This is a genomic window from Aquimarina rhodophyticola (assembly GCF_042434915.1).
Lineage (GTDB): Bacteria > Bacteroidota > Bacteroidia > Flavobacteriales > Flavobacteriaceae > Aquimarina.
Genome location: NZ_CP170198.1, coordinates 2,845,787 through 2,870,201 on the forward strand (window position 1 = coordinate 2,845,787; position 24,415 = coordinate 2,870,201).

Annotated in this window: 25 protein-coding genes and 1 tRNA gene; 15 read left to right on the forward strand and 11 right to left on the reverse strand. The window is 31.1% G+C overall.

What is annotated here, in order from left to right; all coding sequences use genetic code 11:
- Positions 1-83 precede the first annotated feature (83 nt).
- Positions 84-497, forward strand: a complete 414-nt coding sequence (locus ACE939_RS12280; protein ID WP_378185879.1) for a hypothetical protein — start codon at positions 84-86, stop codon at positions 495-497.
- A 47-nt stretch (positions 498-544) separates the two neighbouring features.
- Positions 545-1,468, forward strand: coding sequence for a DMT family transporter (locus ACE939_RS12285; RefSeq protein WP_378185880.1), 924 nt, complete (start codon positions 545-547; stop codon positions 1,466-1,468).
- Between the two features lies 1 nt (position 1,469).
- Here ACE939_RS12285 and ACE939_RS12290 read toward each other — a convergent pair whose 3' ends face one another.
- The 4 genes from ACE939_RS12290 to ACE939_RS12305 all read right to left on the reverse strand — a co-directional run bounded on the left by ACE939_RS12290 (position 1,470) and on the right by ACE939_RS12305 (position 4,770).
- Positions 1,470-1,625 (reverse strand): hypothetical protein, encoded by a 156-nt coding sequence (locus ACE939_RS12290; protein ID WP_378185881.1) that lies wholly within the window; start codon positions 1,623-1,625, stop codon positions 1,470-1,472.
- 40 nt (positions 1,626-1,665) lie between these two features.
- Positions 1,666-3,762 (reverse strand): ferrous iron transport protein B, encoded by a 2,097-nt coding sequence (gene feoB / locus ACE939_RS12295; protein WP_378185882.1) that lies wholly within the window; start codon positions 3,760-3,762, stop codon positions 1,666-1,668.
- A gap of 15 nt (positions 3,763-3,777) precedes the next feature.
- Positions 3,778-4,005 carry a ferrous iron transport protein A gene (locus ACE939_RS12300; protein WP_378185884.1) on the reverse strand — a complete coding sequence of 76 codons (228 nt, stop codon included), beginning with the start codon at positions 4,003-4,005 and terminating at the stop codon, positions 3,778-3,780.
- A gap of 96 nt (positions 4,006-4,101) precedes the next feature.
- Positions 4,102-4,770 carry an SCO family protein gene (locus ACE939_RS12305; RefSeq protein WP_378185885.1) on the reverse strand — a complete coding sequence of 223 codons (669 nt, stop codon included), beginning with the start codon at positions 4,768-4,770 and terminating at the stop codon, positions 4,102-4,104.
- Positions 4,771-4,925: 155 nt separating this feature from the next.
- Here ACE939_RS12305 and rseP point away from each other — a divergent pair, with 155 nt between their 5' ends.
- From rseP to ACE939_RS12330, 5 genes are all read left to right on the forward strand, one after another.
- Positions 4,926-6,281 carry an RIP metalloprotease RseP gene (gene rseP, locus ACE939_RS12310; protein WP_378185886.1) on the forward strand — a complete coding sequence of 452 codons (1,356 nt, stop codon included), beginning with the start codon at positions 4,926-4,928 and terminating at the stop codon, positions 6,279-6,281.
- A 216-nt stretch (positions 6,282-6,497) separates the two neighbouring features.
- Positions 6,498-6,571 (forward strand) — tRNA-Asn (locus ACE939_RS12315).
- Positions 6,572-6,758: 187 nt separating this feature from the next.
- Positions 6,759-7,979, forward strand: coding sequence for a site-specific integrase (locus ACE939_RS12320; protein WP_378185887.1), 1,221 nt, complete (start codon positions 6,759-6,761; stop codon positions 7,977-7,979).
- A 48-nt stretch (positions 7,980-8,027) separates the two neighbouring features.
- Positions 8,028-10,616 (forward strand): DEAD/DEAH box helicase family protein, encoded by a 2,589-nt coding sequence (locus tag ACE939_RS12325; protein WP_378185888.1) that lies wholly within the window; start codon positions 8,028-8,030, stop codon positions 10,614-10,616.
- Between the two features lie 476 nt (positions 10,617-11,092).
- Positions 11,093-11,962, forward strand: coding sequence for an AAA family ATPase (locus tag ACE939_RS12330; protein WP_378185889.1), 870 nt, complete (start codon positions 11,093-11,095; stop codon positions 11,960-11,962).
- A 190-nt stretch (positions 11,963-12,152) separates the two neighbouring features.
- Here the strand turns inward: ACE939_RS12330 and ACE939_RS12335 are convergent, their stop codons facing one another.
- From ACE939_RS12335 to ACE939_RS12360, 6 genes are all read right to left on the reverse strand, one after another.
- Positions 12,153-13,181, reverse strand: coding sequence for a hypothetical protein (locus ACE939_RS12335; RefSeq protein WP_378185890.1), 1,029 nt, complete (start codon positions 13,179-13,181; stop codon positions 12,153-12,155).
- A 112-nt stretch (positions 13,182-13,293) separates the two neighbouring features.
- A complete protein-coding gene (locus ACE939_RS12340; RefSeq protein WP_378188445.1) occupies positions 13,294-13,497 on the reverse strand; it encodes a DUF6035 family protein in 204 nt (67 codons plus the stop codon).
- A gap of 160 nt (positions 13,498-13,657) precedes the next feature.
- Complete coding sequence (locus ACE939_RS12345) at positions 13,658-15,667, reverse strand: DUF3732 domain-containing protein (RefSeq protein WP_378185891.1); 2,010 nt, start codon at positions 15,665-15,667, stop codon at positions 13,658-13,660.
- Entirely contained in the window at positions 15,667-16,176 is a 510-nt protein-coding gene (locus ACE939_RS12350; protein ID WP_378185892.1) for a three component ABC system middle component, read from the reverse strand. The genes ACE939_RS12345 and ACE939_RS12350 overlap by 1 nt, the downstream gene beginning before the upstream one ends.
- A gap of 3 nt (positions 16,177-16,179) precedes the next feature.
- The gene (locus tag ACE939_RS12355; RefSeq protein WP_378185893.1) at positions 16,180-17,421 is read right to left on the reverse strand and encodes an ABC-three component system protein; all 1,242 of its coding nucleotides are present in this window, start codon (positions 17,419-17,421) and stop codon (positions 16,180-16,182) included.
- A complete protein-coding gene (locus tag ACE939_RS12360) occupies positions 17,414-17,707 on the reverse strand; it encodes a helix-turn-helix domain-containing protein (protein WP_378185894.1) in 294 nt (97 codons plus the stop codon). Before ACE939_RS12360 ends, ACE939_RS12355 begins: the two co-directional genes overlap by 8 nt.
- A 484-nt stretch (positions 17,708-18,191) precedes the next feature.
- On the opposite strand from ACE939_RS12360, the gene ACE939_RS12365 reads away from it, so the two are divergent.
- Together ACE939_RS12365 and ACE939_RS12370 are read left to right on the forward strand one after the other, a co-directional pair.
- Positions 18,192-18,581, forward strand: coding sequence for a hypothetical protein (locus ACE939_RS12365; RefSeq protein WP_378185895.1), 390 nt, complete (start codon positions 18,192-18,194; stop codon positions 18,579-18,581).
- A 251-nt stretch (positions 18,582-18,832) separates the two neighbouring features.
- Positions 18,833-19,162, forward strand: a complete 330-nt coding sequence (locus ACE939_RS12370; RefSeq protein WP_378185896.1) for a JAB domain-containing protein — start codon at positions 18,833-18,835, stop codon at positions 19,160-19,162.
- Between the two features lie 263 nt (positions 19,163-19,425).
- On the opposite strand, the gene ACE939_RS12375 is transcribed toward ACE939_RS12370, so the two are convergent.
- The gene (locus ACE939_RS12375) at positions 19,426-19,686 is read right to left on the reverse strand and encodes a helix-turn-helix domain-containing protein (protein ID WP_378185897.1); all 261 of its coding nucleotides are present in this window, start codon (positions 19,684-19,686) and stop codon (positions 19,426-19,428) included.
- Positions 19,687-19,760: 74 nt separating this feature from the next.
- On the opposite strand from ACE939_RS12375, the gene ACE939_RS12380 reads away from it, so the two are divergent.
- The 6 genes from ACE939_RS12380 (at position 19,761) to ACE939_RS12405 (ending at position 24,405) form a co-directional block, all read left to right on the forward strand.
- Positions 19,761-20,408, forward strand: coding sequence for a hypothetical protein (locus ACE939_RS12380; protein ID WP_378185898.1), 648 nt, complete (start codon positions 19,761-19,763; stop codon positions 20,406-20,408).
- A 113-nt stretch (positions 20,409-20,521) separates the two neighbouring features.
- A complete protein-coding gene (locus ACE939_RS12385) occupies positions 20,522-20,923 on the forward strand; it encodes a hypothetical protein (RefSeq protein ID WP_378185899.1) in 402 nt (133 codons plus the stop codon).
- A 26-nt stretch (positions 20,924-20,949) separates the two neighbouring features.
- Positions 20,950-21,396 carry a DUF2846 domain-containing protein gene (locus ACE939_RS12390; RefSeq protein WP_378185900.1) on the forward strand — a complete coding sequence of 149 codons (447 nt, stop codon included), beginning with the start codon at positions 20,950-20,952 and terminating at the stop codon, positions 21,394-21,396.
- Positions 21,397-21,459: 63 nt separating this feature from the next.
- Positions 21,460-21,867, forward strand: a complete 408-nt coding sequence (locus ACE939_RS12395) for a hypothetical protein (protein WP_378185901.1) — start codon at positions 21,460-21,462, stop codon at positions 21,865-21,867.
- A 326-nt stretch (positions 21,868-22,193) separates the two neighbouring features.
- Complete coding sequence (locus tag ACE939_RS12400; RefSeq protein ID WP_378185902.1) at positions 22,194-23,255, forward strand: pyridoxal-phosphate dependent enzyme; 1,062 nt, start codon at positions 22,194-22,196, stop codon at positions 23,253-23,255.
- A 73-nt stretch (positions 23,256-23,328) separates the two neighbouring features.
- Complete coding sequence (locus tag ACE939_RS12405; RefSeq protein ID WP_378185903.1) at positions 23,329-24,405, forward strand: DUF1611 domain-containing protein; 1,077 nt, start codon at positions 23,329-23,331, stop codon at positions 24,403-24,405.
- Positions 24,406-24,415 lie beyond the last annotated feature (10 nt).

Below are 24,415 nucleotides of genomic sequence, written 5' to 3' on the forward strand. Positions count from 1 at the left end.
TTTTTAAAAGTAAAATCTCAGACTTCGCAAAATTGCTTAATATCCTTAAGATTTTATATATTTATTACCAAATCTAAAATATAATGAAACAGGGTCTTCTATTAATAGCATTAATTATATCTTTTTTAACTATCCAAGCACAAGATTCGACAGCTGTTAGTTCTCCAAAAATTATAACCAAAATAGAAACTGGTGAATCGGTAAAATTAAATGATATTACTATAACTTTTAAAAAAGTTACAGAAGATTCTCGATGCCCCAAAGGAGTTGAATGCTTCACAGCTGGACAGGCAACCATACTTATACAAATCGAAACTCCAGAAGGAAGTAATGAGCAAAAGCTTATTTTTGGCACTAATCATATAACCCCAGAAAATAATAAAGAAATTATAGCCTCGCAAGATCGTCGTATTATCGCTTATAATTTGGAACCTTACCCCCTTATAGATACAAATTTGGCTACAGTTAAATATTATTTACAGGTAATGATCGAATAACATAAGACTCTTATAAGGATTGCAAAAGAAATGCGTTCCTTTGCTGTATGATATCAAATACTGCAAAAGCTCACATTGCATTATTAAGTGTTAATGTAATTTATGGAGCTAATTATCTTATTGCAAAAGGATTAATGCCCAACAAAATTGGACCCTCGGCATTAGTATTTTTACGAATTGCAATTGCTGGTCTACTCTTCTTATTTCTCAAATCCTTTCAAAATGAGCGAGTAGATCGCAGCGATCTAGCCAAATTAGCATTATGTGGGTTTTTGGGTGTTGCTACCAATCAATTTTTTTCGATGAATGGTCTAAGCTTAACCTCACCTGTTGATGCAGCGATTATTGTAACTGCTATCCCTATTTTTACAGTGATTATCAGTTTTTTTTACTTGAATGAATCACTTACCCTCCCTCGGATTTTGGGTATTATTCTTGGCGCAAGCGGAGCCATACTATTGATTTATCTAGGAAATTCGGCAGTAGGATCAGGTTCATTAATTGGAAACATTTTTGTGGGGATTAATGCATTATCTTTTTCGTTTTATTTAGTTTTGGTAAAACCACTAATGTCAAAGTATAAACCTATTACTGTTATTGGATGGACTTTTACTTTTGGGTTTTTATGTATGTTTCCCTTTTGTATACAAGATCTATTGACTACCAATTTTAGTTTGTTTGACACATCGAATTGGGTCGCACTTAGCTATGTAGTCATTGGACCAACATTTCTTGCTTACTTACTTAATATGTTTGCATTACAACATGTCAAACCAGCAGTTTCTGGTAGTTATATTTATGTGCAACCAGTAATTGCGATGCTACTCGTAGCTGCAGCGAGCTATTATATAATTGATAGTCAGTACAAAGGAGACATCACTATCGAAAAACTACTATGTTGTGGATTAATAGTAGTTGGGGTGTATCTTATTAGTAAAAATAAAACCGCTCCTATTCGCGGATTAAAATAAGTTAATGACAGCCACATTTATGCTCGGCACACGTAGTTAGTGATTTTTTTGAAGTAGAAGAAGATAAACTTGGCTTCCAAATAAATTTGGTCACCAAATACCAAATCGCATATAGAACAACGAGAACGACTAAGACATTTTGAATTATTAAATTCATACTTACTTTTTATTTAAAACTAAAGATAGTAAAATCCCATTTATTTCAATAATTGATACGCAAACAAAGCTACAATATATGCCATACCAGTCATTACTACAAATTGTAAAATTGGCCATTTCCAACTATTAGTTTCTCTTTTTACAATTGCTAATGTGCTCATACACTGCATGGCAAAAGCATAAAACAAAAGCAATGAGATACCACTAGCGAGATTAAAGAGGGGGCCTCCCAATACGGGATTTACCTCTCCAGCCATTCTATTCTTTATAGTCTCTTCTTCTTCACTTCCTACACTATAAATTGTAGCTAAGGTGCCTACAAAAACTTCTCTAGCTGCAAAAGAGCTTATAATACCAATTCCTATTTTCCAATCATAACCTAGAGGCGCTACGATTGGCTCAATAGCTTTACCAGCATGTCCTATAAAAGAATATTCAAGTTTATAAGAGGCTGTCTCTCGTTCTAATTCTTCTTGAGAAGCATCAGGAAACTGTGTACTTACAATTTGCTCGGCATTATCAAAATCACTAGTTGGACCATAGCTTGCTAATACCCATAATACTATAGAAATTGCCAAAATAATTTTACCCGCACCAAAAACAAAGGCTTTTGTTTTTTCGACAACATTAATGAAAACATTTTTAATGAGCGGAATTTTATAGCCTGGCATTTCGACAACAAAGTATGTTTTTCCTTTTATATTTAATAGTATATCAAGTACCCAAGCAGAACCAATAGCTGCACCAAAACCAATAAAGTATAATAACATAAGTGCTATACTTTGGTAACTAAAAACCCATGCCACTTTTTCGTCTGGTATGACCAATGATATGATAATTAGATATACTGGTAAACGAGCAGAACAGGTAGTAAAAGGTACAACCAAAATTGTGATTAATCTTTCTTTCCAGTTTTCGATATTGCGTGTAGCCATTACCGCAGGGATAGCACAGGCGGTTCCTGAAATTAACGGAACAACACTTTTTCCGCTCAATCCAAAACGTCGCATAATACGATCCATGAGAAATACTACTCTACTCATGTAACCGCTCTCTTCGAGTATAGAAATAAATAAAAATAAGAACGCAATTTGCGGAATGAATATTACGATACCACCCAATCCAGGTATGATACCATCGGTTATCAAATCTATAAAAGGACCCGTTGGCAGATGTGACTTAACAGTTTCACTTAACCAAGCAAAACCTTCATCAATAAGATCCATTGGGTACGATGACCAATCGTATATGGCCTGAAAAATTAAAAGAAGAATCCCAAAAAATATAAAATAACCCCAAAACTTATGAGTGAGAATTCTATCTAATTTAGCTCTAAGACCTGTAGCTGCCTTCTCATCGACAACCATACCTTCTTTGAGCACAGAATTGATGAATTGATATCTTTTGATGGCTTCTTTTTGCTGATATCTTTTTAATTCACTTTCTGTTTTGATTTGAAAATCTGGAGTAATGCCCACTGATTTCTTATCCACCTTTCTAAAATTGACATCTTGTGTAATGACTAGCCAAAGTTTATACAAGGATTGCTTTGGAAATGCTTTTTGTAAACGATCGAAATAGTCATTATCAAAGGATAATGCGTTAACACAAGGTGTTGTTGGCAGAAGCGTGTAAGAGCTAATCAAAGTTTTAAGTTCTTCAATACCCTCACGCTTTCGAGCGCTTACTAAAACGATTTTAGTCTTCAATTGCTTCTCCAAGAGTGGAATGTCTAATGTAATACCCTTACGTTTCATACGGTCGGCCATATTAATGACCAATATCGTCGGTATTTCAAGATCTTTGATTTGTGTAAAAAGAAGTAAATTTCGTTTTAAATTTTCTACATCACTTACCACTACAGCAACATCAGGAAAATCTTTGTCTTTTTTGTTTAGCAATAGCTCAATAACTACATTTTCGTCTAATGACGATGCATTAAGACTATAAGTACCTGGCAAATCAAGTATATGAGCCTTTACTCCTCTTGCTAACTTACATATACCTTCTTTCTTTTCTACGGTTATACCAGGATAGTTTCCAACTTGCTGATTAAGACCTGTAAGTAAGTTGAAGACAGATGTCTTTCCTGTGTTCGGATTTCCGATAAGTGAGACCTTGATCTGCTTTGCCATTTGTATCGGGAGGAATTAAATGATTTGAATCTCAATTTGAGATGCAATTTCTTTCCTAATAGCCAAATGACTACCATTTATATTTAAATACATAGGGCATTGAAAAGGAGCGGTCATTAATAACTGAACCTCATTGCCAGGGAGACAACCCATTTCTAACAACTTTAGAGGAATAATATCTGAAGTGATTTCTTTGATCAAAGCACGCTGACCGCGCTTGAGATTCGCTATTGTGACTTTCAAATCTTATTTAGATTAAATTTAAACAAGACAAAAATACGGGAAAATTGCTGAATCGAAAAGCCAAAGTCAAAATAAAAATTTGAATCCTCTAAAATATTACTTTTGTCTCTTGAGAAGCTCTATATCTTCTAGCAATCTATCAATAGCTTCGGGATCAGTACCGTCATAAAAACCACGTATCCTTTTTTTCTTGTCAACCAATATAAAGTTTTCTGTATGTACTAGATCATAAGGACCCCCATCTCCTTCCGTTTTGGCAACCAAATAGGATTTACGAGCTAAATCATAAATTTGTTTTTTATCACCAGTTACCAGATTCCATTTTTTATCGATCACTCCCTTTTCTATGGCATATTTTTTTAATCGTGCTACACTATCAATTTTGGGAGTTACGCTATGAGATAAAAGTAAAATTTCTGGATCGTCCTTTACTTTATTTTGTATTTGTTTCATGTGCCCCGTCATAATTGGGCATATGGTTTGACATGTGGTAAAAAAGAAATCTGCTACATAAATTTTGTTTTCATAATCCTGCTGCGTAACTACACTTCCGTTTTGATTTATCAATCTAAAATCAGAAATTTTGTGATATTTGCGAACCTCTTGCATGGTACTGTCTACTAATTCTTTATTAACCATATCGGGTTCATATACTGGCAATGTACGGTCAGGTTTGAGAATTGAATAAATGATTGAAATAATAATTACTGATAACACAAACAGAACAACTCCGAAAAATTTATACTTTGCAAAAAATTGTAACATAAGGTTTTTTCTATGCTACAAAATTACGAGGTTTCTCTTATCGAAATCAAGTAATAGTGACAAAATTAAATTATTTAGTGCATCTGCTAGATCGATTTCTTTTATAAACCCCTCTAAAAGATTACTTTTGCCTGATCTTAAATTGAACAAGACGTATGAGTCCATTTTTTATAAAAGCTATTCAGTTATTACTTAGCTTATCATTTTTAATTATTTTACATGAGCTCGGGCATTTTATTCCGGCAAAAATCTTTAAAACAAGAGTTGAAAAATTTTACCTCTTCTTCGACGTTAAATTCTCTCTTTTCAAAAAGAAAATTGGAGAAACCGTCTACGGTATTGGATGGCTACCTCTGGGGGGATATGTGAAAATCTCTGGAATGATTGATGAGAGTATGGATAAGGATCAATTAGCTGGTCCACCACAACCTTGGGAGTTTAGATCCAAACCCGCATGGCAACGTTTAATTATTATGCTGGGTGGGGTTACGGTTAATTTTGTACTTGCGATTATCATTTATGCTGGTTTATCCTATGCGTATGGTGATCAATATATTAAAAACGGAAGCCTCAAAGATGGTATATATGTAACTCAACCCGAGATCGGAGAGAAACTAGGTATCCAGACTGGTGATAATATTGTTGCTATTGATGGTGCTCCTATTGAAAATCTTGGGAAGCTTCCATTAGAAATAGTCAATGGAAATACCATGACTATAGAGCGTGATGGGAGAACAATCACTCAAGAAATTCCTGTAGATTTTATTGAGAAATTACTGGAGAATGATGAGAAAATCTCCTTTATTATGCCAAGACAGCTTTTTATTATATTGGAAGCGACAAAAGATATGCATAATGCAGATGCAGGATTCAAAAAAGGAGATGAAGTAATCGCTATTAATGGCACCCCGATGCGATATTTTGATGAAGTCGCTACGTTTTTAGACAATAATAAAAACACCACTGCTTCCATTTTGGTAAAACGAAATGATGGTTCTGAAGCTACTATAAATGAAAAAATAAACGCTGACGGTAAATTGGGAGTAAGCCTAATGGAACTCAAGCTGAAAGAAATGGAAGCCCGTGGTCTTTTAACCGTTGAAAAAATTGACTATACCTTCTTAGAATCTATACCTGCTGGTATTAATAAAGGTGTTTCTATCTTAAGTGGATACATCAAGCAAATGAAGAAGATTTTTAATCCAGATACTGGGGCTTACAAGGGTGTAGGTGGCTTTGGTGCGATTGGTGGTCTGTTTCCAGATGTATGGGATTGGCCAACTTTCTGGGGAACTACTGCATTTATCTCGATCATACTTGCATTTATGAACATTTTGCCGATTCCTGCATTAGACGGAGGGCATGTTATGTTTTTATTATATGAAATTATTTCGGGTAGGAAACCCAATGATAAATTTATGGAATATGCTCAAGTTGTTGGATTTATTATTTTAATCACTCTCTTGCTTTTTGCCAACGGGAATGATGTTTATAAATTAATCTTCGATTAATTAAAATAATATTTACGTTAATTTGATAACCTAAAATAGTATATCCCACTGCTTTAAAAGTAGTGGGATTTTTATATCCGTTCTCTTGACAATTTGCCTTAATAAAAAAAGAGTCTTTTAAATGTAAAAAAAATAAAAAAACTTTTTGAGGATATAAAAAATAGTATATATTTGCACTCGCAAACAGGAAATATCCTAAGATTTGCAAAATTAAAATCCTCCTTAGCTCAGTTGGTTAGAGCATTTGACTGTTAATCAAAGGGTCCTTGGTTCGAGCCCAAGAGGGGGAGCAAAAGTCCAGCATCAATGTTGGACTTTTTTGCGTTTAGCTCTTTCGTGTCAAGTCATATCAAGGCTTGTGTTGGATTTATGACACTTCTTGTAATTTCCTTCATACTATCCAAATTACTTCTTTTTGATAAAACTAGGTATCCCAAACAAATTTATGGGTATCCCAAATTTTAAACTTTCAAAAAAATGAACATAACCAAAATACATATATTATTCCTTCTAGAAAAAGCTAAGATAAATCAACAAGGCAAGTGCCCTATCAAATGTAGGATTACTTACTTAGGCAAAAGAAAGCCTTTTTCTACAGGGATATTTATAAATCCTGACTATTGGCATAGCAAACATCAAAAAGCTAAACCTCCAAATAAGGACAATGATTATATTAATACGCAACTAAGCCTGATTACTCAAAAAGTAAATCAGGCTTTTTTAATACTACAAATTCAAGAAAATAACTTTACAGTTAATGACATTTATAGCGCTTATAAAGGTGAAACTCCAAAATCTGAATATGGTACTATTGAATACTTCAAAAAGTTCTTAGAGAGAAAAAAGAAACTGATAGGAATGGATATCAAACAGTCTACTTGGAAAAAGTTCCAATATGTATGCAATGATATAACTTCATTTATAAAGTATCAATACAGCAAACAGGATGTCTTGTTGAAGGAACTAGATGACCATTTTATCAATTCTTTGGAGTATTATTTAAAAACTGAAAAATTGAAGAAGCAAGTTACTATCAATAAAAATTTACAACGCTTTAAAAATGTAGTAAAGTCTGCTAAGATTGAAAAGTTAATAGAAAGTTACCCATTCTCTAGCCACAAAGCAAAAACTGTTAAGACGCAGGTTGTTTATCTTGACTCAATAGAACTAAATAGGTTGGAGAATTATTCTTTTGCCCAAAATAGACTGGGACAGATAAGGGATATGTTTATCTTTTGTTGTTATACAGGTTTAGCTTATGCAGAAATGAATGCACTTTCTAAAGAGCATCTAGTTAAAGGCTTTGATGGTAATAAGTGGATTCAAATGTGTAGGCAAAAAACCAATGCTAAAATATCCATCCCTTTACTTCCTAAAGCTTTGGAAATTCTAACTAGGTACAATAATATATCTGGTACAGATAAAATTCTCCCTACAATTTCAAATCAAAAGTTTAATTCTTATTTAAAAGAAATTGCTGAGGTAGTTGGAATAAACAAAAAACTTACACATCATATAGCCAGAAAGACTTTTGCTACTACTGTCCTACTCTATAATGATATTCCAATGGAAATTGTTAGTGAGCTCCTAGGACATTCTAAAATCAGTATAACTCAAGAGCATTATGCAAAAGTTGTACAGAAGAAAGTGAGTGAGCATATTATTAAACTTAGTAAGAAATTACAAAACCCTAATTAAAATTAACTGTGTTATAATATCTTTATAGCACAGTTAATTGTTTTTCCTATGAAAATTAAAAACAGTTCTTTTGAGAACTATCCTATAGAGTTCAAAGAAATAAATCCAGAAGATTTCTCATCAATAATCAATCCAGATACACCACAAGCAAAAAGAACAGGTTTTGAGGTTGAAAACAATCGTGAAAAAATCATTATATCTCCAGACAAAGAAACTGGGTTTATAAACGTGGTACTACAAGATAAAATTTTACTACAACATAAGAATACAGTTGTGATTAATGCAGCAGTAGGACAAGGAAAATCCTATGCTATTATTCAAACTATTAGAAGATATTACAATAAAATGCTAGAAGAAAAACAAAAGTATTTAATTGTAGTAGCTTCTCCCTTTGTTAGTCTAGTCAAACAATATTGTAATGATATACACAAAGATGCTGGAATACCAGAAGATCAAATCTACAACTATGACAATCTAGGTAGAAATCCTTCTATACCTTATATAGGTAAATTTGTACAAGTTGTAACTGTTAATACCCTTTTAGGTAATCCTGGAGAAGATGGGTTTAAAAATTCAGAAGTAAAAAGAAAGTACCTAAATGAATTGATTGATCATTGTAAAAAGACTGACACAAAAGTGATTTTTATTTATGATGAAATACATGATTCTTACCAAAATTTTAAGCAAGAATACATTTTTAATTTATGGAAATGGAGAACTATAATCCATAAAAATTTCATACTGAGTGCTTCTTATAATGAAGCTTCAAAAGTTGTCATAAAATATATAGCTGAGCTAACAGATAGAAGGATTAAAATTATAGAGTCAGAAAGGGTCAGGTTCTCAAAAAGACAAAGCTCATTGCACTTACATTATTCCCCAGCATACAAATACAGCAATACTACACCTGAAATAACTCAGCTTATAAAAAGATTAATTGGTAAAACTAAGAACATAGATATTCTTAGTTACTCTAAAACACTAGCTAAAAGTATTATTAATCCAAAAGAAGAGATAGGGAAATTACTCAAAGATACTTATGGAGAAGTAAAAGATTGTACTTCTGAACTCATAGCTGGGCAGAGAACTGAAAATGAAGATCCAAAAAATCAATTTGATAATTCTAAATGTAATGTTGGAACTAATTTTAAAACAGGTGTAAGCATTAAAAAGGAAAAACACGCATATATAATTATTATGCCCCCAAGGGCTACAAAGTTATGGTTTAGAAACAAATCAGGTGTGTTTTCTGGAGGTATTAATGCTGTTATTCAAGCTCTAGCAAGACAAAGACAGAAAGGGGAGATTCATATTATATTACCAAAACCTGATGCTTTTAATTTTAATTCTCTTCTATATGCTGGCATGAGTACAGAACAAAAAATTGAATTTGAGAATGTGTATAAAAATCTTACTTACTATAAACAGCCAGATAAGTTAGCATCTTATTTTTATCTTAATAGGCAAGATTTAATATTGAAAAGCTTCTATGAGAGTGAATTGAAAGAAAATGTCAATGAAGAAATTGAGTATATAAAAAGTATAGACAGAAATAATATCCCTTCCCTTCAATTTCCTGATTATGAAGAATTCGTATTAAATAATGGAGAAGACTATTTGGCAAATAACTTTCCTTTTTTTGGAGAAGATATTAGCTCTTATGTTACATATGCTTCTATAGCTAATCAATTTGTAAATTGTGTTCTTAAAGAGGTTAACGTAAAACCTACTATTTTTTTTACCAGTGGAAAAATAAAAAAATCCCTTGATTATTATTACAACAAATACTTTGGACAAGATCATCTCCAATTCTATAAGGAATTCGGAAACTACGCTATGCTTTATCATGAGGTGAGGAATACTCTTTTTAATGAGTTTCAGCTAAAATACAGAGTTTCTGAGGGAGATAAGTGGATGAATGTTACTTCTTATTCTACCAAGACTAAAGAACTTGAAATTGAATTACTTCAGTTTATTGCTCTAATGTATTATGGTAAAAATTACGAGTATTATAATGTATCTACAAGAACCTATGATCTTAGTTATAACAGGGGAAATTATTTTTTAGACTCCATAAAACAAGTGATTAATAACCCTTCTGCTACCCCATCAAATAAGCATAAGTTTTATAAGCTTTTAAATCACTTTAGAGAGAAACTAATAGCTAGTATTCAGCAGTATGAGACCAATAGAGTAAGTTTCTGTTACCTATATAGCAAGCCTCCTAGAGAATTTTTTAATCCAGAGGACATTACAAAATTCAATGATTTAGAAGCCTTATTGAGCCATGAGGAACTATTAAGTAATGATATTTTTGAATTTAAAAGAAGAATTGAAAATAAGAGTACAATTAAAAGCAAATTAAATTCCTTTTATAATTTGCTTATAGAGGATTTCTTCATCTCAGAAGCAGCTAAATTACCTAGTGGAAGAAGATCTCCTATAAAGAAAGTAAATGCAACAAAATCACTTCCTTACAGTAATAATATAATAAATCTCATCTCTCCGCAGGACTACAACCACGAGAATTTGGATAAAGTATTTGAATCAAAAATTGCTCTAGCAGGAGGAGAAGAAAAGTATGTTGAGCAACAAGGTAAGACTATTGAAATGCTTAAAAAATCCATAGAAAAATAACATTCTCAAACGTCCATTTTTTGTGCATATATAATATAAGGGTACTAAAAGTGGACGTAAATTTCTGCAACCATAAAGATCACAAAACACATAAAGGCTATTATTTATACTAGTAGGAACCATACCTTCTAGAATAAAAGAGTGTTTGATAGAATTGTAAATAAGTACAATTCACAAAAGTTCCTCCCTCCTCTTTAATAATACACCTCCCTCTTCAAAATTCTAAATTTTAGCAACGCAGGAACTCTGGACGAGGACAACTCTGATGTAAGTTTGTTTTACTTGGAAAGTATACGCAAAGTTACAAAAAAATGATGACAAAATCAAGTATATCAGTAGATTGAGAGAATTTTAAAGCTAATAGCCATTTCTATAAAATCATAATAAAAAAAGCATTTCACTCGTGTAGTAAAATGCTTTTTAAGTTTTAAATGAATCATTCTTCAAACAAATATTAACCTTTAAAATTTTAAATAATGAAATTAAAACAGAGTAAAAGAGAAAACGTAAAACTCAGGTTAGGTATCTCTGGAGCATCAGGATTTGGTAAAACTCACTCAGCCCTTCTACTAGCCTATGGAATGACTAAAGATTGGAGCAAAATAGCTGTTATTGACACAGAAAATTCATCAGCTTCATTATATGCAGATTTGGGCAACTTCAATGTATTAGACCTAACTGCTCCTTATAGCCCTCATAGATATATTGATGCTATTCAAATTTGTGAGAAATCCAATATTGAGGTTATCATTATAGATTCAATAACTCATGAATGGAATGGTCCTGGTGGTTGTTTACAAATGCATGAAAAATTAGGAGGCAGATTTCAGGACTGGGCAAAAATCACTCCTTTGCACCAAGGATTTATAGATAAAATATTACAGTCAAGCTGCCATATCATTACTACTACTCGAAGAAAAATTGATTATTCTTTGGATATAGGTAGTAATGGCAGAACCCAAGTAATAAAACATGGTACTAAAGAAATTACCAGAGAGGGTTTTGAATATGAATTGACAGTAAATTTTGAACTTATAAATGATAAGCATATAGCTAAAGCTAGTAAAGACAGAACAGGGATGTTTATGAATAAACCTGAATTCGTTATTACAGAAAAAATTGGTGAAAGATTGCTTAAATGGTGTAATGCTGAACCAGAAACTCTAAAAGATGTTTTAGCCAAAATAAATGGTGCTGTATCTGTTTCAGAACTAACAACTATTTATCAAGCAAATCCAAGGTTTCAACAAGCATTACAACCTCAATTTAGAAGCAAAAAGGAACAGCTAGAACAATTAATTAATCCTAAAAACTTTTCAAGTAATGGTATTACAGCTCTTTCCTAAAAAGAAATAGAGATAAGCTCTGCAGTTCCTTCTAGACATATAAGAACAGTTATATTGATCCGTTTTTAAAAAGAAATGTAAATTCTTTTAGTTTTGATGAGGAAAGCTCATAAGTACTCAATAGTGATTCTCAATACTGTTGGTTTTTGAGTTGAGTAAATGCCCTGCCTCTATTTCTTTAGAGGTTGGGTTACTTCTTTAGTTCTGACTTGCTTGATAACATTAGAAGGTGTCTTTGTAAATAGAGAGATATCTTACCTCCAATAGATAATTCTTTATCGATTGGCGTGTAATTTGATATAAGAGAAAAGTCTGATTTATTATTTAAATTATAGACTTTCAATAAAGCATGTTTGATTGGAGTGATTTCATCAGATCTTTTGATTAATTCTTCATAAAGTACTCTTTTATTCATAAAAGTTTCATCATCGATATTATTCAGAATCGATTTTTTTTCTAATTGAAGGAATAGCCATACCAAGAATTTTAAACTATTAAATAACTTAATGTAGTTTTCTAATGAATTATAATTTTTTATTTCTAACAAATGTAATATAGAATGCCTGTTTAAAGTATTATTACTTGGATTATCAGAAGTATGTGCAAATAAAGATTTTTTAAAAAAAGCATCAATAATACACACCCAATTATCATAGTATTTTCTATGATAACACAGTAATTGTTTAATTTGCTGTTTGTTATGTAAACTTATTTCATACTCTTTTTTTATGTTTAACAAAATATCATTTTTTATTTGATTGATAGCCCTTTTTATTTTATCATACCGATTTCCTTCGTTCAAATCTATTCCTCTATATTCTTTTATGTAAGAACTAATTGAGCCTTCAATTACTGGAATAATTAGGTTTATAGCTCCTGCATAATCTTTTTGAAAGCATAAAATTAAGCTAGACTCTATAAAATAATTGTACGGCGAAATAAATTGTGATCTTTTGAAATAACCATCCACGAAGCTCAAGGTCAGACTTAAATCATAGAATTCATTAATAAAAAATGAGTTTACTTTTTCTTGATTTAATGAGCCATTTTTTTCTTCTTTCATTAGAGAAGTGATTTTAAACACTTGCATATAAGGGTTTATAAAATGCCACCCATATTTGTTTAACACCTCATTTACTTCAAGAAAAGATTCAGTTGACTCGTATTCTTTTAGAAGATTTTCTTTTTCCTCCTCATATGATAAATAAAAATTTTTCACGTTAGTTCAGGGTATAAAACTTTAAATAATCTTTCAAACCAATAATCTGTTTATATAGTTTTAGAGTAATGTTGAGATAATTTTTTCAGAAAAAAATTTTTTTCCATTTCAATTAGTTTAAAGTAAAGTTTATATTTCTTAAAAGCATTTTCAGTATATCCCCACCCCAATATTCAGAACAATGGTGAATAGCATTGTTAACAAGGTTAATCCAACCATCACCCTTAAATCTAAATCCAACGATTTTGTATTTTATATAACTTTCAATACTACAAATAACTTTTTGAACTTTATAGTCAAATAACTCTTCTTTAATTGTCTTTTATTAATATTATTAGCCAAATAGCGAATGCTTATAATCATTCGATTATCAAATGATTCTTTACATTATTGAGACAATACTTTCTTATCATATTTTGAGAATTGAAATCCTCTTTTAAATAATAATAAACTCAGATCAAACGTACTCTCAATAATTACAACCATTCTTTAGGTATTAGAGCTTCATAGTTTTCCTCATTCTCCTCTCCTCTCCATACCCCAACCACGTTAAAAACATCATCATTTATATTCTCCCATGTAGATTTTGGTACATGTTCTAATATAATTAACTGAATCTCATAATTGGTGTTTTTCATGAATTCATTACATGCTTCAAATATTTTTTTTGTATCCTCAATATCCTTAGAGCCTTTTGCCCCATCCTTTTCTTCAAATTTTTCAGGATAATACACTTGGCTTGGCTGGTCAAAAATTAAAAAAGAGGGTACAAAATTGGGCTTGCCAGTTTCCTTAAGTTTATAAAAAAACTCATGAAGTCCTAACATAGTTGAAATGTGATAGCCCATATAATTAGCCCCACTACCTAATCTAGATAAAAAGTACTTATTTTGTGTTTTAGTATCTTCAACTTTTATATTTAAACTTTCCTTAGGGTCTAGTAGTACTTTTTTGGTTTTTTTATCTTCAATTGGTAGTATTTTAATATACTTCCCTATCAGTTTAGATAATTTATTTAGAGATAGTTCTTTGTCAAACTTTTTCTCTAAATCTTTAAGCTTTTTAATTTTCTTATCTATCTCTTCTTGTAAATCTTTTATTTCATTAGCTAAGATACCTGATGGAGCTATTTTCTTTAAATTATCAATAGCATGTTGTATTTTACCAATAAATTGAAAAGATTTTTGAAAAGATTTCTCTTCTTCTTTTGCTTCTGAAATTATTCTGATGTTATTATCTATTTTTTCAATGAGCTCTTCTTTCTTCTTAATTTCACTTTTTATACTAATCCTCTCTTTATCAAAATTGAATAATAATGATTTAGAATTTTCTAAGACTATTTTGTTTCTAGCTTTTTCCTCATTTAAAGACAGTAACTCATCTATAGCCTTTGTTGATTCAGAATCACAAAAAGGACATCTATTAGATCCTTTTTGTCTTAAAAACCATTCAACAGGCTTTAACCTATTCTCCTTTTCAAATGCTACATCTGTTATATAATCATCTTTGGAGTTATTTAACTCTTCAATTTTATAAAGACTTGTTTTTAACTTATCTAATTCTCTAATTAATAAATCTCTACTTTGATTGAAATCTGTAATTTTTTCTGAAAATCTATTTGCAGCTCCTTGCTTATATAAAATGCCTTTTTTAGAATTACTAACAACTTTTGATAATTCTTTTTGTATCAAATTTACACTTGAGCTACTAATATCTAAATCTGAATTAGTTAACCCTAGGTTAACAGCTTCAGTATAATATTCATAAATATCGGATTGCCAATTTTCATACTGTTTTGTAATTTCTTCTAATTTTATTTTCTTCTTCTTTTTATCTATTTCTAACTCATTAATTTCCTTTTCTAAAATTAGAATATCATATGATTTATAACCGAGAATTAAAGGAAATATCGTTTTCAATTTTTGCAAATGCTCCCAAGTATCTGTTTTATAAAACATAGTAGATGGATTAGCAATAATATTTTGAGTTTGAAATTGAAAAGCTGCTGTATCTCTGAAACTTGCTGGTGAATCAAATGGGTTACTTAAACCATCATTAGTAGCTATGTTTTTAAAACCAGAAAATTCACTTAACACCCTCTTAATATAAGTGGTGTTTTGCCTGTAGTCATTTTTATTTTCTAACCATTCATTTGTCCTTAATGATAAATTTTCTCCTCTTCTATTTTCTTTATAAAAGTACATAGTAGATTTTGAGTCATCATAGTTGTCTCTTCCTATAAATAGATATTCATCATTCATTTTGAGATATAAAGCAAATACTTCGACAGTTTTTCTAATAGTGCCAACAGGAATGTTACACTCTCCACTGCCCAAACAATAATCAATGATGTCAATTATAGCAGACTTGCCTCTTTGACTATATCCTGTTATAATATTTATTTTATCTTCTTTAAAAGTCAAAATTTGTGGAGAAAACTCTTTGTCTTTCGGGTATAGTATTATGTTCTTTATATATAGTTTCATTAAAATCTTATGTTTAATTCTAATTGAATGTTTTTTTCGGAATTTTTAGCAAAAATATGACCTAATTTATAAGCACTATTTTGAATAGTTCTTACTATGTTTTCTCTCCCAAAACTACTGGTTATGGATATTTTATGTGATCTAAAACCATATAAAAGTTCAACACTTTTATCTACTTTATTATACTCTATAATTTTTTTACTGAAAGCTAAATTCAAAGCATTAAATGTTTGAGGAGACATTTTATTTGCTCTATTCTGCAAACCCAATATCATTTCTTTATTATTTAAAATAGCAGTATATAATTCATTAGAACTTTTAAAAACCTCTCTTGTATCTTTATGGTAAACAACAGGTAACACAAAAAATAAGTACTTTAATTTTGGGAAATTCAATTTTTCTTTTTTCTGTTTTGCTACCTTATTATAGCCTAGAATAAAACTATGACATGCTAAAGCACTTATAGCTGTATTTTGCATAATATCATATAAGTTGAATTCTTGATTCATAAATTATTGATGTTTAGAGTCTTTAAATCTTTCTTTCCAGTCCGGATGCCATCCTATTTTTGGGATATTAGATAGTTTTAAAAAACTGCCATTTTTAATATAAATATTGTCAGTATTGAATTTATAATCATTATTAAAATTTATTTTTAACCTATTCATTATATGTCCATAAACTTCAATAGCTAATTCATTTTTTTCATCCTCTGTATATCTTGAAGATTCAAAAATTACTTTATCATCAAAATATGATTGCCATTCTTCAAAACAAGAATCTATAAACTTGCTAAAATCTTCTTTTGTAAAATCACCTTGTTCATTGATAATATAAGTATGTTCAATTTCGTATCGTATAAAGTCCTCTATAGCTTTTTTTATAATCCTGTTTTTTGCATCTTCTTTTCTTGATAACAATTCAATTTGTTTAACAAAAAGCTCATCTTTTTTAGCTTCAATTTCTTCATTATTTATGGAGAAACTACTTTTTACTCTAAACAAAGCATTAACAATAGATGGCCTATTGATTAAGGATTGGTATTTGTTATTCATTTCCATTTTTCTGAATTCAGCAGTTTCTGCGTTTCTCCACAGTTTTAAACTATTAGATGTTAACCATCCCAACATTCCTTCATAAATATTATTTTGTTGGAGTTCTGAAATATGCTTGGAGTTTAAGTGTAACCTATTTAAAATATCTGTTTTAAGGTTTGTATTATCTTTGATTTCAATTGAAGGCTGAATAACTTCAAAAATGTCAAATTTCTTGATTATAAAATTTATAAGTTTTAATATCGATTCAATAGATTTACCTTTATTTTTATTTTTTCCCCTTGTTTTTGATAGCTTTTCTATTTGCTCTGTTCTTAATTCTAAAATCTTTTCTTTGACCATATTAAAATCATTATTACAGATAAAGTGAAGTAATGAGTTTTTTGAAATAGGTTTGTTAGTTGAACAAATGAAAATAGTGTTATTGTCAAATATCTTGTTCTCTGTTTTTTCAACCCAAAGTTGTAAAGTTCTCCAAAGAGCATAAGTAGTGTCCCCAAAAGTAGTTCCACTTTCTGAAATACTATGTTTAGATTGGTCTGTAATCAAAACAGTTCCATCCGTCTTATGTGTAGCAATATCATCTACATTTTCAATAGATATATAATCAGAGTCACTTTCTAAATCTGAAAGAAGTAGTAATGCTCTTTCAAATTGAAAAAGATACCCAGAAAAAGACCCCTTTGCTGAATCAGACATTTCTTATTTCTTTTACTTTTTTTTCTGCTAATTTTAATATATCCAATGCATCATCTTCATCTTTAATATCTTCATAAATCTTTTCAGCGTACCATATTGATAAAAGCATTTTATTATCTATTCCTAATGCAGATGCAATCTTATTAATTTGTTCTTTAGTTGGGCTTCTATATCCATTCTCTATTTTACTTATCATTGAAGTGTCCACATCTACAAGTGAAGCCAGTTGTCTCATAAGCAAATCTTTTTTTTCTCTTTCATTTTTTATTAAACTACCTAAATTCATAACTTGCATTGATTTAACTTGTCAGTACTTGTCAATATAAGAATTTTTTTGATAAAAATTTGAAAATGAAATATTTATGTGTAAATGACCCTACACAAAGTACCCCCCCTTGTTTGGAATTTCAAACTCCCCCCGCCTATTCTATATAAGTTAGTTTTTTTTTGAGGCAGTATTTATTCATCTTTAATTTTAAAGACTTTGCAGTTTGATAGTTGTATAGTATGATCTCTTAGAGGTTAGTAAATCTTACTTATAAAATTTATCTAACTAAAGTTATAAGTGTTCAAGTGACTCAGAGGCTATAGAATTTACACTTTAATTTTTTCCTCACTCCCCCCACTTAATACCCTCACTTATTTGGGCTAGTCTATAAGGACTAGTTCTTTCATTATCTGCCATGCCATCTAATTCTAGGTGAAAGTTGCAATTACTTTGGTTTAGCAGTAGTAATGAAGTGATTTTATTCAACTCAAAAATTATTAAAATGGTACGAATTATCAATTATAAACAAAGAGAAAGAGAAGATGGAACTACGTTTTTCCTTTTAGAATTACAAGGAGGTATTGAAATGGTTTTGTCTAAAGAAACAGGGCAATATTATGCTACAGCTAAGAAAGCATTCATTACCTCAACTTTTGATGAGGCTACTTGTCAAGCTCTCATAGGTTCAGAAATGCCTGGTAATGTGGTAAAGAAAGAAGTAGAGCCATATACTTATGTAGTCAAAGAAACAGGAGAAGAATTAATCTTAATGCATAGATGGGTGTTTGTCCCTAGAGAAGAGCAACCATCTAAAGAAGATAAAGCTATAGAAGAATTAATGGCAGACACTTCTATGTTTTCACAAAATGGAGCTTCACAATTAGCTGAATAAGGAGTTTAATTAATAATTTGACGTCCATAATTGGTGCTTATATATACTATTGGTACTGAGAATGGACGTTTTATTTTTCTTGACATGGTATTTATACTATATCAGTTTATAAATGATCAAGAAAAATTTAAATAGTGCATTATACTATGAGAGTTTCAGAAATAAAAGTATCCTATTCTAATTCTAATAGGAACTGTATAAAGATATCTAAAAGTGAGATAGCCTACAAAGTTGCTTTAACACACTGGGATATGGATACTATAGAATTTCAAGAAGAGGTAAAAGTTATTCTACTAAATAAAGCTAACGTTGTTTTAGGAATTTACCAATTATCAAAAGGAGGAATTGCGCAAAGTATAGTAGATATTAAAATTATATTAAGCGTAGCATTAAAAACACATTCCTCTTCTATTGTGCTTATCCATAATCACCCTACTGGTACATTAGTGCCAAGTAATGCGGACATACAAATTACTCAAAAACTAATACAAGCCTGTAAAGCAGTTGATTTAATTCTACTAGATCATTTGATTATTTCAAAGGAGGGTTACTACAGTCTAGCTGACAATGGAAAAACATAATCCATTGTCAGTTCTCTATTATGGTAGTAGTTTTTGCAATAATTGCATATTCTGCAAACTTTGCAAATTCGCGTGTCTGTGAATATGCATAAAAGAGTCATAAATATTACTTTTTTATCTCTAATGTTATTTGATAGATATACTACTATAGCCAAATTCTACTGAATCCATGTGTGGAATGTTGTAATATTATTTTGTTCTAGTAGGAATAACAGAATAATGCGGGATTGAAAAGCAAAACTACCTAATAGCCAAATTGTGATTTATGGTGTATCAAAGCATAGTAATTCTGGTAGTGTCACCTCTAGTGCTTCAGAAATTCTAAAAAGGGTAAACAAAGTGGGATTATTTCTACCAGATTCTATGCGAGATATATTTGTAGTGTCAAATTTACCCATCATTTTACCTGCCAAATCAACTTGAGATAAGCCTCTATTCTCCCTTATTCTTTGGATATTTTTTCCAACATTCTGGAGTAATTCAGTTTTAATATTTTCTAATTCAAGCTCTTCCAATGTTGTCATATTTGGCAATATCAAAAGAAGTGATTACATTGCATTAGTTTAATGCCATATATGACAGGTTAAATTTTATCTCTATGGAACAGATTATTACATCCTTCTTAATAGCCATTATATTTTTTACAATAGCCTATGCTCTAATAGCATTTGTTGAAGGTAGAGGAACTATTAAGAAATTATATCAAAACAATTATCATTTGATTTTTGCTTCAGTAGGTTACTTTTTTGTAATCCTTTTATTATTCTATTTGTTAACAGAGTTTTTAAAAAATGGTAAAAGCAACTATGGGATAATAGGTCTTACTGGTTTTATTATAAAATTAATAATGGCTAGTTATGTTAGTAAAAAAGCTGCACAGCAAAACAGAAGCTCTATACTCTGGTACATATTAGGATTGTTAGAGTTCCATTCTGCATTAATTGCTTTAGGTATAAGTAAAGCTATATATAAAATACCAAATACATCAAAGCCCGAATTTATTACGCTAAACCAGGAGGTAAAAGAAAAAATAGCTTCATTCAAAGCAATTAAATCTAATAGCAACAAGGATAAACAAAAAGAATACAAGATTAAACAAGAGTACTGGAGCTATTTTGATGACTTGCTGAATAAAATTAGTGAAAACAATACTAACACAACTGAATTGGAAAAATACAAAAGAGCCTTAAAGTCTGGTGTCATAAGTCAAGATGAATATGACTTAAAGATCTCCAAATTCTTATAAGTAAATCACCTCCTTTTTAACCTATAAGAAAGAATTAAATCAAAGTTTGGTTATTAGATTGTTAGCAGGATTACTTAAAGCCTCGAAGGAAAAATAATTAAACCCTTTATACTATGAGAAACCTATTTAGACTACCCCTTTTATTAATTACGCTTGTATTTATAACATATTGTTCAAAAGATGATAATGAAGGAAGTATTACTACACCAGATTCCATCAATCAAACTGAATGGGGACATGATGAACCTGACAGAAGTTATTTTATATATTTCTCTGTAAATGATGAGGTAAGACTTAATCATCCTTTCTATGATGTTGGTAGTGGTGAATTTTATAATGAAGATATATATGGAACTTTTACATATGATAAACCCAATGTTACTTTTAGTTTCACTGGTCAGTGTAATAACAATGGATTTGTATTTTTAGAATGTGATGTTACAGGAGTTATCAATGGCTCAACTTTAAGTATCAAGGAAGATGGTACTACTTACACTTTTACATTTATACCTTAAATATTTCAATACTAAAAATTAAAGAAATGAAAAGCCTATTAAAATTAAACCTAATAGCATTATTAGCTATTCTAGTTGCATCTTGTGCATCAACAAAACAGTTTAAGAAGTTTACACAAGATGAAGATTTAGAATCTGATAAAGCAAGAATATATATTGTTAGAACTGGAAACTTTGGAGGTTTTGTGAAATTCAATGTTTTTGATAATTCCAAGGATAATCAAATGGGTTCATTAGGACCAAAGAGCTATTTGTGCTTTGATGTAACACCTGAAGAGCATAAAATTATAGCTCAAGCTGAAACAGAAAGAGTCTACACAATTAATGCTCAAAAAGGTAAAACATATTATTTGAGACTAATTCCAAAAATGGGTTTTAACTATGCTAGAGTTAATTTTGAAATGTTAAGTGCTCAGGAAGGAAAAGAAGCAGTAAAAAAATTAAAAACACCTAAAATGTATTATAGCGAATAAATTTTAAATTATTAAAAGTAGACCACCTCAAATTTGTAGGTGGTTTTTTTATACCCAATTTTTATGAATCTTGAAGAACTGCCATTTAAATTAGGTATGCCTTATGAGAATTGGGAATTTGACTTGGATTTTATAGAAGTAACTAGGTTATATGATAAGTATAAATATTCAAAGGAAGATATTACAGATTTATGTGGCCTCACAGTACAACATATTTATCTATACTTCAATCTAGACATTCTGTTTAAAGTTGAGGTAGTTTTTAAATGTTTTAATCCTGTAGTAGAATTTATACAATTAACTACACAGCTAGAAAATAAGTATGGAAAACAAACATTAGATTCTAATGAGGATTTAACCAAGTTACATAAGACTTGGCAGGATTCAGCGTATCACTTAATTATAGAGTATCATTTAAAGCCTAATTATGTATATTTAATACTAGCAGATAAGAAGTATGAAGATGTGTGACACAATATGAAAGGCATGCTTTTAGGCACACCCTAAAACCAAAACAAATGTAACTATCTGTTTCACATCACATTACTTGTTACACATAAAGCCCAAGAGGGGGAGCAAAAGTCCAGCAGCAATGTTGGACTTTTTTGCGTTTAGCTCTTTCGTGTCAAGTCATATCAAGGCTTGTGTTGGATCAATACCAATTGTTGTGTTTATGCAAATATTCTGGTTAGTCTGAACAGAAAAAATACTATCACATTTAACAATTAATTGTATATCCCAAATTAAACAATCTCATTCTTTTGTAGTAGCTTTTACAATAAATCAAGCTCACACAGATGAATCTAAAAGATGGCGTTAAAACAGCTATAAATAAAGTAGCTATCGAGACTACCGAGTTAAGTAAATTGGTTAAAGATCATAGCAAAACCCTAGTAGATAGACTAGAATCTTTTGAGGATATTATTAATATTGAAGTAGGAGATACAAGCTTGCATCGTGCTAAAACTTTAGAACGAGAATTTAATATTCGTCAAATATTCATTAAATATGAGGGCAATAACCCTACAGGAACCCAAAAAGATCGAATTGCTTTTGCGCAAGTATATGATGCACTACGTAGAGGTTTTGAAACAGTTTCATTAGCAACCTGTGGTAATTATGGCGTAGCAATGGCACTAGCTGCAGATCTTGCAGGTATCTCTTGTAAGATATTTATTCCAGAAACATATCATACCGAACGTATCGCAGAAATGACGACTCTCGGTGCTCAAATAATACGGCTACCTGGTAGTTATGAGGATGTGGTTAAAACTAGTAGTGCATTTGCTATTGAAAATCAATGGTATGATGCCAATCCAGGCGGGGATAACACACCACTTCAAATCATGGCGTATTCACAAATAGCTTTCGAAATTTTTGAAGAATTAGGTGATGCACCCAAGTATTGTGCCGCTCCTGTTTCTAACGGCACCTTGTTTGCTGGAATTTATCGCGGCTTTATAAGTTTATATAAACGAGGGAAAACCTCGCGTGTTCCAAAGATGATTGCTGCATCCTCAACGCATAAAAATCCTATTATACAATCTTTTAAACAAGGACTCGATCATTGTGTAGACCTCGATCCTTTAAGTATAAGAGAAACCAAGTACAATGAGCCTTTAATAAATTGGCACAGCTTTGACGGTAACGAAGCTTTATATGCTATACGCGAATCTGGCGGAAATGCATTTAATATAAGTGACAAAAAAATGAGAGAGATGAGTTCCTATCTTTTGAAAAAAGAATCTTTTAAAATATTACCAGCATCTACAGCAGGCCTTATTGGACTTTTGGAAATGCACGAACACCTAAATTTTGAACCAGACCGATTTGTAGCTGTCCTCACAGCAAAATATTAAGTAATCCCCGATAGCTACCAATCAAATATTTTTTAACTAAATAAAACATCTTTCAACTTAGATAAATTAAATCATGAAACAATCAATAGATGGAAAAGCACTTGTGTATTGCCAAGGTGCTTTCAACACACCCAACGGCAAAACAGCACATGGCCTTATACGCTTTACAGAACGATATGATATTGTTGGTGTAATAGACAATACGTATGCTGATCAGGATGCTGGAGAAGTTCTGGATGGAATCCCTAACGGAATTCCGGTTTTTAAAACAATTGATACTGCAGTAAAAAAGCTAACAAACACTAATAACTGTCCAAGCTCATTAGTAATTGGACTTGCTCCAGATGGTGGTCGATTACCAATCGAAGCTAAAAACACCATCAAAAAAGCATTAGAAATGGGTTGGAATGTTGATAGCGGACTTCACGATTTTTTGAGTAATGACAACGACATAATGAGAGTTGCACAAGCTAATAATTGTAGAATTAGAGATATTAGAAAAACTCCCGATAGAGACACACTTCACTTTTTTTCGGGTGAAATCGAACAAGTCAAAAGTTTAAAACTCGCTGTTCTAGGTACAGACTCAGCCATAGGTAAACGCACGACTTCTTGGTTACTTGTTCATGGACTAAGAGATTCGGGAGTTACTGCTCAAATGATAGGCACTGGTCAAACTGCTTGGATGCAAGGAGCAAAATATAGTATGATCATGGATAGTTGTATCAATGATTTTGTTTCTGGCGAAATTGAACATGCTGTAGTGAGCGCATGGAAAGAAGAACGTCCTGATGTAATCGTGATCGAAGGGCAAGGCAGTTTAATGAACCCAGCGTATCCAGGTGGATTCGAGATTCTTGCTGCTGGCCGTCCTGACTATGTAATCCTGCAACATGCACCTAAGCGTATAGAGTATGATGGTTTTCCTGGTTATAAACTACACAGTTTACAAGAGCAAATTAACGCTATAGAGATCATTTCTGGCCGCAAAGTTATCGCTATTACGGTAAATCATGAAAAAATGGAACCTCACGAGATTGATTCAACTTGCAAAACAATAACTAGAGAAACAGGTTTACCTGCTTTTGATGTCCTAGCAAACGGCTCAAAAGAACTCGTTGAAATTCTCAAAACTTATATAAAAAATTGAGTACTCAAAC